Source organism: Staphylococcus shinii, from assembly GCF_017583065.1.
GTDB classification, from domain to species: Bacteria; Bacillota; Bacilli; order Staphylococcales; family Staphylococcaceae; genus Staphylococcus; species Staphylococcus shinii.
Window position 1 is genome coordinate 723394 of the sequence record NZ_JAGEVL010000001.1, and the last position, 12245, is coordinate 735638.

Here is a 12245-nt window from a genome sequence, read left to right on the forward strand (position 1 = left end):
ATATTAGAAATCAAAATCAATTAAGTCTTCAGCAATATCTTCAAAACTATCTTCAGATTCATCGTAGAAGCTGTTCCAAGTTTGTCTATCCCAAATTTCAATTCTATTCGAGACACCTATTACTGTGCATTCCTTACTTAAGTTTGCGTATTGGCGTAAGTTTTGCGGAATATTAATACGCCCCTGTTTATCAAGTTCTACTTCAACAGCACCTGAAAAGAACATACGCATAAATTTACGTGCATCTTTTTTAGTCATTGGTAAGGTTTTCATTTTTTCTTCAATAACTTGCCATTCTTCCAAAGTATAACCAAATAAACATTTATCAAGGCCACGAGTGATTATAAAACGCTCATTTAAGTCATAACGAAATTTTGATGGAACAATCATGCGTCCTTTTGTATCCAACTGATGTTCGTATTCTCCCATGAACATTTATAATCACCTCACCTTCTCATATATATAATTTACCACATCTCACCACTATCCTCCACTAATTATACAATTTTCACCAAAATTTATCGTTTTACATAAAAAAATGCCCGATCCATCATTTTGATGAATCGGGCGAAACCTTGGCGCTCTAAGGTTTAACAATAATATGATCGAAAGTGTAAGAAAGTGGTGGATAGGTGGAGGGACTGAACACATCTATCCCAAAATCATTCATAATTTGTAGCGGATTCCAGATTCTTTCTTGTAAACCTCCCATCGGATGGAGGACTTCATTTAATTCTTTAAAATGTTTAATACTAATTTCATTTTCACGTTCTATATTTAATAAATACCTTTTAATTAAATAATCATATTGCTTTTGGTGTATTTCATTATTTTTGTCCAATAACTGTTTATTATCATTGTTCCCATCTACTTCAGCTTGCAATCTTTGATATAACTGAGTTTGTTGTACTTTTAAATGCTCTATTTGATCTATAAACTCTTGTGAAGCTTGTGCACGTACGAACTGCTTTTTGTAGTCTTCAACACCTTTTTCAATAATTGAATTTTCATCCAATTGGTATTGTTTAAGTAGTTTTTCAGTTCTTTCATATAAATAGCTAATACGTAAACGTGGTAATACAATCGGCATCGTTACATCCAAAGTTTTAAATACATCATTTAATTCAGTCCAATATTTAATTTCACTCGGACCACCGACAAAAGCAACTGTGTTAAACAACCATTCTTCCATAACTGGTCGTGTCACAACGTTATTTGAAAAGAGCTGCGGTTCAGAATCTACTATTTTTAATAACTCATCTTTTGAAAAATACTTATCTGATTTATTCAAATAAAACTTGTTATCTTTAAAAGTTAATAATTGCCTCATATTATTATCATGCATAAACAAATGGACATTCGTGTCTGTTTGAATCATTTGTTCTAAGCCATTTGCTATAGTCTGCTTTTGTGTATTTCTAAACGCTTCATCCACTTCACTATGATGTTCAATAATTTGTTTAATAAATGGTTGTTCTAAATCCCTTAAATGAGCATCATTTGCATCTATAATTAATAAGCCATAAGACTTAAATACTTCATGCAACAATGCTTTAAACATATCTGTCCAACTATCATTTGCTTCAATGATATCATTACACATTTTTAATAATGGTTTGGAATGAATTGTTTCGTTCATTTGTTTGAAAAACTGTCCTAAAGTTTCTTTTAATTGTTCTTTATCAGGATAATACCTTGAGACACTAGTTTCAGGAGGTGTCATTGTATGATATTTTATTTTTTGTAATTTAGCATATTGTGTATTATAGGCATAAGTATGGTTAACTTCATCAAAATCATGATCTTCACCAGCAATCCAAAATACAGGGATTACATTTTTCTCATATTCATTCGATAATTTCTCACTTAATGTAATAATAGAAAATATTTTATGGAAAGTATATAATGGACCGCCGAACAAGCCAGCTTGTTGGCCTCCAATAATTACCTTCGCCCCATCACTTAATAACGCTATATTATTTTCTTGTTGCTCAGTTAAAGATAAATCGCTCATATATTCTTTTATAATATTAGCTAATTCAACTTCTCTACCATTATTAGAAGATGTTAAACGTTCATAATAGCTTTTATCTTCCATAGCATCTAAATTATAAAACTGTCCTAGCGTTGAATCACTCTTTTTTAGTTTTGATATAAATTGATCTTTTTCGTTGAGTTTTGTCGTCATACAATCCATGCGTAATTCTCCTTATGTTACTCTATTCCTAATCAGTATAAAGTTTATATCCAATATTGACAATTATACGGCTTACAAATTTCAAATTTTCAAAATGCAAACCATACAATACGCTTGGACATAATATTTCTATAGTTCAAAATTTTTATGTTTACATCGTTGCAAAAACGATAACAAATTAACAAAATAAAGTTTCTAACAGTCATTTTTGTGAAAAAAGTCATAAAATAAGGTATAATAATACTTAATAATACAAAGGGGGAAGATGCGATGAGTAGTGTAAAGCGTCTTGATATTAATTACAGAACTGACGAACTATTCGAAGATTTTAGAAACTTTGGAAATGAAGATTTATATTTAGTCGATGAGCTACGTGGTGAAATGATTGATGCAAGTTCAGACTCACCATTTTATGGCGTTTATGTCGGCGATCGATTAGGTGCAAGGATGGCACTTTATCGTAAAGGTGACGTAGAAGAAAAACACTTCCCTAATTTCGACGATTATAATGTGTTGTGGAAATTAGAGGTCTTACGTGATTTCCAAAATAGAGGTTATGGTAAAGCATTATTAGATTTCGCAAAGGATCAAGGATTACCAATTAAAGTAATAGCACGTAATCAATCAAAACAATTTTTCATCAAACATGGCTTCACTGATTTAGAAGAAGCAAACAAAGAAGGCCACGATGTTTTAGTGTGGTCGCCAAGTCAATAATACTTATTTATATGAATAAGTATTTATAAAAATATCGATTGTTAACTTATTATAAGCTCAGAATAATATAAAAGCGGGTCTATGAAATCAATTTTTAAATATATGATTTCTGCCCCGCCTTTTTTATTGAATATAAGTTACTATTTCATCTAATGCTGTAATTGTATAATCTGGTATTATCGTTGTCTCATTTACTTTATTTCTTGGGTTAAACCAACAAGTTGCTATTTTAGCATTTTTGCCTCCTAATATATCTGAAGTCATTGAATCACCAATAATCAATGATTCTCCACGCTTTTCTTCTCCAATTTTATCAAATACATAATCAAAAAACTCTGGCATTGGTTTTTGAAAACCTGTTTGTTCTGATACAAATACATCCTTGAACCAATGACCGATATTAGTTTTCTCAATTCGACGTTCTTGTGTTTCTAAAACGCCATTAGTCACTATATACAAGTCATAATTATCTTTTAATCTATCAAGTGTTTCTATTGTATTTGTAAAATGTTTAATCGGCGCATTAGCTAACTCATCTCTAAATATATAATCTGCTTCAACACCATTTACTATTAAATTATGTAATTTAAAGTACGCTTCAAATCTTTTGCTTAACACTTCATCTTTGGTAAGTTCATTTTTTTGGAACGCATCCCAGTGAGCTTGGTTAACTTTCATAAATACTTCTAAATCGGCTTGAGTTGTTTTTAAATTATAATTTTTTGCCAATTTATTAAAAGCATAAGCTTCAGCATCATGAAAATCCACTAATGTATCATCAAAATCTATCAGTAAACTTTTAATCGTCATTTTAATATCCCTCCGCTCATTATTAATAATCATTAACCATCTCAGTATACACATATTTTACACATAAAAAAATGGCCAAGGTTATCACCTTGACCATTGTATAAAAATTGAAAGACTAGAATCCAAATAATTTTGAAACTAAGCCTACGCCGTTTTCTACGATGCTTACAATGCTTGTTCCTAATTTAGCGCCGTCTCCTGCGATACCTGCTTGTACTGTTTCTTTGATTGCGTCAAATAGTCCTGCCATAATTAATTACCCCTTTAATTTGTATTTTTTATTTATAAAAGACTTATAGTCCGAATAATTTTCCTACTAAACCTGCACCACTTGATACGATATCTACAATGCTTGAACCTAAATCTGAACCATTACCTGATTTTGCCGCTGCTACTGTGTTTGCAATTGCTTCTGCTAATTTAGTCATTTAAATATCTCCTTTATTTAGTTCATTGATTTATATTAAATTAAAATCTAGAATCCGAATAATTTTGATGCTAAACCTACGCCATTTTCTACGATACTTACAATGCTTGTCCCTAATTTAGCGCCGTCTCCTGCGATACCTGCTTGTACTGTTTCTTTGATTGCGTCAAATAATCCTGCCATAATTAATTACCCCTTTAATTTGTATTTTTTATTTATAAAAGACTTATAGTCCGAATAATTTTCCTACTAAACCTGCACCACTTGATACGATATCTACAATGCTTGAACCTAAATCTGAACCATTACCTGATTTTGCCGCTGCTACTGTGTTTGCAATTGCTTCTGCTAATTTAGTCATTTAAATATCTCCTTTATTTAGTTCATTGATTTATATTAAATTAAAATCTAGAATCCGAATAATTTTGATGCTAAACCTACGCCATTTTCTACGATACTTACAATGCTTGTCCCTAATTTAGCACCGTCTCCTGCGACACCTGCTTGAACTGTGTTTTTAATTACTTCGAATAAACCTTCCATTGTAAACACTCCTCGTTAAATTTTGATTATTATGACTGTTTTTATGTTGAAAACGATGCTTTTAAACAATTATTTTGTTTAGCTATCGTTCCTTACATTTACTATAAGATAATACATAATTAAATTGTCCATTTTTCCTTACTTAACTTTAAATATGCTTCATCTGTTCATTTTTTTATTTTGCTAAACAGTTTTGAATGCTTAAGTGTATTACACACAATTAAATCAATCACAATTATGTAAATCCTGCATTAATAATATATTTGAAAATTGTTAAATTTATTAGATAATTTAATAATCACTACTAATACCCATAGTATGTTTTTCTGTAAACAATGCTGGTTATAGGAAAAGAATATTTAAATTTATACTCTTCTACTTTATATAAGTAAAAAAAAAACTATAAAGACATCTATATGGATATCTTCATAGCTTAATTTCATTTCTAAAATATAAATTATTATAGTTCAAATACCTTCGCAAATTTATATTTCTGTTACAAATTCACGATTAGCCGTAATAAAGGTACCGTGATTTGTTTTGAGTCTTGGTGTGCCCTTAGGTGATAAAACTATCTTTTGAATTTCTAAATTATCGCCTGAATTTAATATATTAACTGCTTCACCTTCAAATTTTCTATTTGTATACTCTTTACATTTTTTCAACACAGCAACAGTATCAGGTTTACTATATATATATTTATCTTGCTTGTCCTTATTAACTGGATACACATTTTTTTTATTAGCAGTTAAATAATAACCTTCAGTTGTAATAAGCCTTGGTGTACCTTTAGTAGTTTCCACGACATCTAAAACGTCTACTAATTCTCCAATTTCTAAATCTTTTTCAGCAATTTTTTTGAATTCGACATCTTCATATAAATTCGATTTTTTAACAAGCGATACCGATTGCGGTTTATATGTCAGATATTCTGCTAAACCATTATCTCTATTTGTAGACTTGCTTGCTGATACAAACTCAGTTTTAAAACTTTGTCTGTTTAAAGTTGCCAATTGACTTGCATTAGGTAAATTCATATTCACGTAAATTGCTTTATACCCATCATAGATTAAGGAGATATTGAATGCGAAATCACATTGGTTCAAATCTTCAGTGTTGATATAAATATAGTTATTTTTTATTTCAAAATCGAGAATCACGTCATTTATTTCGTTATTAATTTCATTAAGTATCACTTTATCAATAATGGTTTGATCATCTTTATATACACGAATCACATCTTTAAAAGTTCCTTCGATTAAATGTGAACCTTCATATACAGCAAACACTGTCTCTTTAATTGGTAAAACATTACGTAAAGTTTCGGGCATTAAGAAATGTACTCGATTATTTTTAACAAATTTATTTGCTTTGCCACCTTGTTGCAGCATAGTTATAAATTCTATTAGATTTTGATACTCTTTGTTTTTCAAAAATTGGTAGATGTTTTTAAATGTATCTGTTAATAAATAATCTTCAATATTTTTACCATATGATTCTAACATTCTCACCATTTTATCAAACACTTCATAAAACACTGGTTTATTTTTAGCTTTTAAAAATCTATTATTTTTAAATAATCGTGACATATAATCAAGTTCCACAATTCGACTAATTGCTTGATGTTCTGCTTCACTTGGAAGTTCAAGTTTCAAAACTTCATCTAAAACTGTTAAATTTAAATTAGTTTTTTCAATTATATCCGTTTGACCAACTAATGATTGATTATAAGTATAACGGTTCACATGATACGTTGGTGTAGGATTCATTGATCCTGTTTTACTTTTAGATATTACTTCTATAAAGAACAATTTATCTTCGCCGTATTTCATATGTTTAAAATAAATACCATTTTCTGTAATGATATTACGCTTAATGATTTTGCCTGGTGGACCAACTGCTCTAAATATTTTTTCTATTTCATATGGAACCAAATTATTAGCATTTTTATAAGAACTAAATCTTCCAATTTTCTTTATAGCTTTTTCTGTATGTTTAACACTTTGACCAAAAGCTATATCAGAATGGTGATCTATTGCTTGATTTAGTAATATCGGCAGCCCTTCCGCATCTAACCAGTCATCTGCATCTAAGAAAGTAAGGTATTTACCTACAGATTTTTTTATACCTACATTTCTAGGTTCAGATGGACTGCCTGTATTTTCTTCTAATTGTATTATTTTAATAAAATTATATTTAGTAGCAAATGCTTCAACAATTTCTAATGAATTATCACTTGAACAATCATCAACAAAAATTGCTTCTATTTTGTCTTTATTGATATTTAGTTTATTGATAGATTCTATACACGTTTCTAGAAAATACGATTTATTGTATACAGGCACTATGATAGATAGTAATTTTTCCAATCCAATAATCTCCTTTTAAGTCGCTTTTTGTAATAAAACTGCTTATACTTATTATCAAAATATGTACTTTCATTCGTTTTTGAACTATTCAATATGGAGATATGTTTTATACAAACCCTTAATTATTTTTTTAAATGAAGCGCTCTAATAAGATAACATAATTTAATTACTTACAACACAAATAACCTATATGAGACAAATTAAAAATTAAAGATTGTATATTAATCTTGTTTTCACTTTTCTAATTATTTTTAAACAAACATCATAAAAATTAGACAAAAAAACAACCACCTTCCAAGGGAGAAGGTGGCTCAAAAAGAATGAAGTAATGGAGTACTTCATAACACAATTTTATTACGCACAACAAAATTGTTCAATGCTTTTTACAATAATTTAACATTCTTTTTTTAATCCTGAAATTTGGTAAGGCACGTTAAGAAATATATTTTCAATTTTTCAATGAACTTCCCTCAATGTATTCGCAAATCTTCCTTTAATATATTTTTTGTATAATTAAACAGATTATATTTCAACTTATCTAAATTATGACAACATATACCTATACTGTCTTTTTCATAATTGTCAATTTACTACCTAATACACCGTTACCACCTAAAATACCTACTCGATTAAACATCTATCATAATCGCCAAGCTTCTGATTGATTTTTTATAGTTATAAAATCTTTATACATTCCTGATGTTTGAAGTAATGTATGATGATTACCAATTTGAATTATTTACCTTCATTAAGCACGATAATCTCATTAGCATTTTTAATCGTTCCTATCTTATGTGCGATAGTGCTTACTGTTTTACCTTTACTTAATTCATCAATAGCTTGCTGTTTGAGATGTTCATTTTCTGGGTCAATACTTGCAGTTGCTTCATCTAAAATAATAATAGATGCATTTTTCAAAATAGCTCTAGCAATTGCTATTCTTTGCTTTTCTCCTCCTAAAAGTGATAATGGATTTTCATATTTTTTAGCCAGTAAATTCATAATTTCTAACATATTGTCGACTTGTGCTTCAGCTACTTGAATATTTAGTAGTTGCAATTCTTGTTCTAAGTTTTCCGTAAATAATTGTGTATTCACATCTTAAATGACCATGAAGCCCTACTTTAACAAGACAACTTTACTATAAGTAACAATAATTTTCTGATTTTTAATTGTGATATCGACAATTACATCACATTTATATTTTTCGATTCATCATTATATTACCCCCTATTGATAATCAATATCAATATAATTTATAACGAATAATTACGTTAAATAATAATTTTATAATAATGTACTAATAACCACTTTTTTTACATTAGCTATTAATACTTCAATTTTACTTACACTACACATTGACCTTTCGCTCCACATAATAAAAAGACGACACAATGTGCCGACTAATAGAATTAATTAGATTGTGTTAATTTATAAATAGAAAAAGGACAATACACCATAAATGTATTGCCCAACTGAGACCGTTAAAAAGACGCTGACTCAATTGAATATAAGATAAAAAATAATCATCTTCCTCGTCAAAGATAGAGGTGGTTATTTTTATAGTCACTTTTACTAAATAATACTAAACCAATGATTGTCAAAATAACCATCAACATTTCATAATCAGTCAATGAAATTTATTTCTTTATATAATTTAGATAGCTATTACAATCATTAAGTGGTTAAATTATGGTATTTTGTAATTGTTTTCAGGTTAATAAAAGCTATATCCTTTTATCATCAAAGTATTTAGCTATTTTTTGCTTCAATCATTTCGAATGACTCTTTTCATTTCGTCTGCTAATTTTTTATCTGACAATTCGTTAGAATTACTTAACTCATTAATAATATTATTTTTTTCACTTTCACTACGTTTTTGACTTAGTTTATAGGCAGCTAAAATTTTAGTTGCTTTAATTTTAAAACCTACAATACCTTTAATCTGTTTTTTTGTTTTATCTGACATATTATCCCACGTAGCACCATTTTCACGATATTTTTCATATTTATCCAATAATTGTTCTAGATCTGCTGCTAATTCATCTTCATTTAAAGTCTTACCCTTACCGTAGATATGAACACTTTGATAATTCCAAGTCGGAACATCTTCTTGATGATACCATGTTGACGATATGTAACTATGTTCTCCTTGAAATATCACTAATATGTTATCGTTGTCGTCTATAGTTCCCCATTGCTTATTTCCTTTTGCAAAATGACCAGAAATATATAAATCATTGTCCTTCTCTGTAACCATAACAGGAATATGTGTAGCTATAGGACATCCATTATCAGTCGATACTATAACGGCAAAATTATTTTTCTCAATAAAGCTTTTAATTTCCTGATAATCATTAATTTGATAATAATTTGGTATGTACATAGATTATCTCCCCTTTTATAATTCTTTTAACATAATGAAATCAATTTGTTTCTCATCTCCCATAAAAAATACATGTTCACCTATTTTATAGAAACCTAGTTTTTTATAAAATTGAATCGCATTTTCATTTTTTTCCCAAACCCCTAACCATATATTCTCACACTCTAAATCTTTCGCTAGTTTTAATGCTTGTTTATATAATTCTTTCCCTAATCCATTTTTTTGAAATTTCCTCAATATATAAATTCGTTCAATTTCTATATTGTTACCTTCAATTTCTTCAGTTTGTGCATTACTTAGATTTAGCTTCAAATAACCGGCTAATTCATTTTTAAAATAAATGAAATAAAAATATGAATTTGGATTTTTTAACTCTTCTGCCATTCTTTCCGAAGTAAAAGCTGTTTTTAAGTATTCTTCAATATTTTCTTTTTTGTTTTGAGACCTAAAGGTTTCGCCAAATGTTTTTTTCCCAATTTGTTTCAAGTATTCTGTATCACTCACTTTACAAATTCTAATCATCACTATCCCCCCATTTTCTAATAGTTTCTTTTATTGCCTTTTTTAACATAAAGCCAATCTTCTGATATATTATTTTTAACTTTGTCTAGCAATTCTACTAAAGTTGTAATTTCTGTTTCTGTTAATCCTTCTAAAGCGACAGAATTAGAATGTTCATTCTCTCTAATTATAAAAGAGTAAAGTTTTAGCCCTTTTTCAGTAGCATATAATAATTTATTTTTTTTATTTTCCACCTCACTTTTTTTCGTAATCATTCCATTATTTTCCATGTTTTTAATAGCTCTTGAAGCTGTTGCTCTATCAATTTTCAACATTTCTACTAATTGTTCTTGAATAATACCTGGGTTCTCACAAATTCTAACTAAATAAACAAATTGCCCTTTTGATAAATTGATGTCTTTAAACTCAATATTACTTATTGAATCCAAAGCTCTTGCTATAATTCCTATATCTCTTAATATATCTTTCATTATTACTCCTTTATTTTTATTGCAATTGCAACAAAAATGATATAGTGATATTCTAACACAACTACACTTATAAAATATAGAAAAAGGAAGTGGAATGAGAAAAAGTATTTAAAATAATATTTCCCTATATATTATTTTAAAATGTGATTAATTTAAATAAAGATAGGGAATTCTAATAGAAAAGTAAAGGAGGAACTATTTTGCTTAAAAATATTAATGAAGTTAGAGTTCCAGATAGTAAAATAATAAAAGATGCTCAAGACATTGTTAGAGAATATGGTAATGAATTAATATGGAACCATTCTAATAGAGTTTTTTTATTTGGAGAAGTTAAGGGGGTACAAGATAATTTAAATTATGATAAAGAACTGTTATATATAACAGCCTTGTTTCATGATTTAGGATTAACAGAAAAGTATAGTAGCGATGATTTAAGGTTTGAAGTGGACGGAGCTAACGCTGTCAGACAGTTTTTATCCACATATAACTATGAGAAGGGAGATTTACAATTAGCTTGGGATTCTATCGCTTTACATACAACTTTAGGTGTCGCAGAACATAAAGAGAATAATGTTGCATTACTTTATCATGGTGTAGGAATGGATGTTATGGGAGACAATTGGAACCAATATTCTGATGAGATTAGAAAAGCAATAGTTAATAAATTTCCTAGAGGTAATTTTAAACATGATGTAATAGAATCTTTTTATAACGGGTTTAAACATAAACCAGAGACTACTTTTGGGAATATTAAATCAGATGTTATAAAATATTTCGAACCAGAATATCCACAAAATAATTTTTGTTCTTGTATTTTAAGATCTAAGTGGGATAGTTAAACTAATGTGAGCCTAAGAGATAAATATCTCTAATTAAAAATAAACGCCAAATTCTATTGAAATAATATAGAGAAAACTAGACAAAAATTTTAAATTTTAGCTACTTATAATAAATAGATGATATGAGTATGACCACTTAACTATTTGGTAATATTTTTCTACTGTGTTAATTTATATATAGAAAAAAAGCAACACATCATAAGTGTATCGCCCAAGTGATTCCATTAAAAAACGATGGCTAGTTACTAATAATTATCAAAAAATAATCATCGAAACTGTCCAAAGTTAGCGATGGTTATTTTTTATAGTCATTTTTACTAACTAATACTAGGCTTATGATTGTCATAACAACCATTAACATTTCATAATAATTCAATGTTACTCCTTTCTAGGAGTCAAACCATATTTCATAGGCAATCATCCCTTATTTAAAGAGATTAGCCGCCATCTATCCAACTTGCTTATTTTTTATTTTATCATATTTTTATAAAATTCGTATAAATTTTATATACTGTTGCTCTTCCCCTTTTTTCTTTAGTATTATAGGTGAATGCAAATTACTCAATTGGGTGTCCATTAAATGCGTAATATACTTCTCTTTCATAATCCTCAAACCATATAAGTATTTCTAAATTAGAACCTAAATAAGGAAATTCTCCGTTTTCTTTCACATAAACATCAAATTCGTAAATTTCAAAATCACCATACTGTATTGCTTTTAAATATTCAAAGAACTTTTTAGTGCTAAAATATAAGCAAGCATTATCATCACCCCCCATTGTCTTCCATTGTTTTATCGATAAACTCTTTAACTAATTCTTCATCTAGGAAATTATTTAAATCCATTTTCGTGTCATCATAATAAATACCCAAAGTTACCTTGCCATATGATTCTTTCTCATCTACTACTTTGATTTTATGCACTTTAGTTTGACCTCTGTCTTTTAGAAAATCTTACTTTATTA

Annotated in this window: 16 protein-coding genes and 1 pseudogene; 2 read left to right on the plus strand and 15 right to left on the minus strand. The window is 28.5% G+C overall.

Going from position 1 to position 12245, the window contains the following annotated elements; all coding sequences use genetic code 11:
* Positions 1–3: 3 nt before the first annotated feature.
* Together mraZ and bshC are read right to left on the minus strand one after the other, a co-directional pair.
* Positions 4–435: a division/cell wall cluster transcriptional repressor MraZ gene (gene mraZ, locus J5E45_RS03380; RefSeq protein WP_039066862.1), complete on the minus strand. Its 432-nt coding sequence runs from the start codon at positions 433–435 to the stop codon at positions 4–6.
* Positions 436–583: 148 nt separating this feature from the next.
* Positions 584–2197, minus strand: a complete 1614-nt coding sequence (gene bshC / locus J5E45_RS03385; RefSeq protein WP_208181579.1) for a bacillithiol biosynthesis cysteine-adding enzyme BshC — start codon at positions 2195–2197, stop codon at positions 584–586.
* A 270-nt stretch (positions 2198–2467) separates the two neighbouring features.
* Here bshC and J5E45_RS03390 point away from each other — a divergent pair, with 270 nt between their 5' ends.
* Entirely contained in the window at positions 2468–2914 is a 447-nt protein-coding gene (locus J5E45_RS03390) for an N-acetyltransferase (RefSeq protein WP_039066865.1), read from the plus strand.
* Between the two features lie 123 nt (positions 2915–3037).
* Here J5E45_RS03390 and J5E45_RS03395 read toward each other — a convergent pair whose 3' ends face one another.
* The 11 genes and pseudogenes from J5E45_RS03395 to J5E45_RS03445 form a co-directional block, all read right to left on the minus strand.
* Entirely contained in the window at positions 3038–3724 is a 687-nt protein-coding gene (locus tag J5E45_RS03395) for a YjjG family noncanonical pyrimidine nucleotidase (protein ID WP_039066866.1), read from the minus strand.
* A gap of 115 nt (positions 3725–3839) precedes the next feature.
* Positions 3840–3974 (minus strand): beta-class phenol-soluble modulin, encoded by a 135-nt coding sequence (locus J5E45_RS03400; protein ID WP_037556984.1) that lies wholly within the window; start codon positions 3972–3974, stop codon positions 3840–3842.
* A 43-nt stretch (positions 3975–4017) separates the two neighbouring features.
* Complete coding sequence (locus J5E45_RS03405; RefSeq protein ID WP_039066868.1) at positions 4018–4152, minus strand: beta-class phenol-soluble modulin; 135 nt, start codon at positions 4150–4152, stop codon at positions 4018–4020.
* A gap of 47 nt (positions 4153–4199) precedes the next feature.
* Entirely contained in the window at positions 4200–4334 is a 135-nt protein-coding gene (locus J5E45_RS03410) for a beta-class phenol-soluble modulin (protein ID WP_208181580.1), read from the minus strand.
* A gap of 43 nt (positions 4335–4377) precedes the next feature.
* The gene (locus J5E45_RS03415; protein ID WP_039066868.1) at positions 4378–4512 is read right to left on the minus strand and encodes a beta-class phenol-soluble modulin; all 135 of its coding nucleotides are present in this window, start codon (positions 4510–4512) and stop codon (positions 4378–4380) included.
* A 47-nt stretch (positions 4513–4559) separates the two neighbouring features.
* Complete coding sequence (locus J5E45_RS03420; RefSeq protein ID WP_208181581.1) at positions 4560–4694, minus strand: beta-class phenol-soluble modulin; 135 nt, start codon at positions 4692–4694, stop codon at positions 4560–4562.
* A 485-nt stretch (positions 4695–5179) separates the two neighbouring features.
* Positions 5180–7063: a glycosyltransferase family 2 protein gene (locus J5E45_RS03425; protein ID WP_069792878.1), complete on the minus strand. Its 1884-nt coding sequence runs from the start codon at positions 7061–7063 to the stop codon at positions 5180–5182.
* A 640-nt stretch (positions 7064–7703) separates the two neighbouring features.
* A pseudogene (locus tag J5E45_RS03430) lies at positions 7704–8164 on the minus strand (ATP-binding cassette domain-containing protein); the annotation flags it as partial.
* 667 nt (positions 8165–8831) lie between these two features.
* On the minus strand, positions 8832–9449 hold the full coding sequence (locus J5E45_RS03435) for an FMN-binding negative transcriptional regulator (protein ID WP_208181583.1): 618 nt from the start codon (positions 9447–9449) through the stop codon (positions 8832–8834).
* 15 nt (positions 9450–9464) lie between these two features.
* On the minus strand, positions 9465–9971 hold the full coding sequence (locus J5E45_RS03440) for a GNAT family N-acetyltransferase (RefSeq protein ID WP_208181623.1): 507 nt from the start codon (positions 9969–9971) through the stop codon (positions 9465–9467).
* Between the two features lie 17 nt (positions 9972–9988).
* Entirely contained in the window at positions 9989–10441 is a 453-nt protein-coding gene (locus tag J5E45_RS03445; RefSeq protein ID WP_208181584.1) for a MarR family winged helix-turn-helix transcriptional regulator, read from the minus strand.
* Positions 10442–10641: 200 nt separating this feature from the next.
* On the opposite strand from J5E45_RS03445, the gene J5E45_RS03450 reads away from it, so the two are divergent.
* A complete protein-coding gene (locus J5E45_RS03450; RefSeq protein WP_208181586.1) occupies positions 10642–11280 on the plus strand; it encodes an HD domain-containing protein in 639 nt (212 codons plus the stop codon).
* A gap of 557 nt (positions 11281–11837) precedes the next feature.
* On the opposite strand, the gene J5E45_RS03455 is transcribed toward J5E45_RS03450, so the two are convergent.
* Together J5E45_RS03455 and J5E45_RS03460 are read right to left on the minus strand one after the other, a co-directional pair.
* Complete coding sequence (locus tag J5E45_RS03455) at positions 11838–12059, minus strand: hypothetical protein (RefSeq protein WP_208181588.1); 222 nt, start codon at positions 12057–12059, stop codon at positions 11838–11840.
* A complete protein-coding gene (locus J5E45_RS03460; protein WP_208181590.1) occupies positions 12049–12204 on the minus strand; it encodes a hypothetical protein in 156 nt (51 codons plus the stop codon). Before J5E45_RS03460 ends, J5E45_RS03455 begins: the two co-directional genes overlap by 11 nt.
* Positions 12205–12245 lie beyond the last annotated feature (41 nt).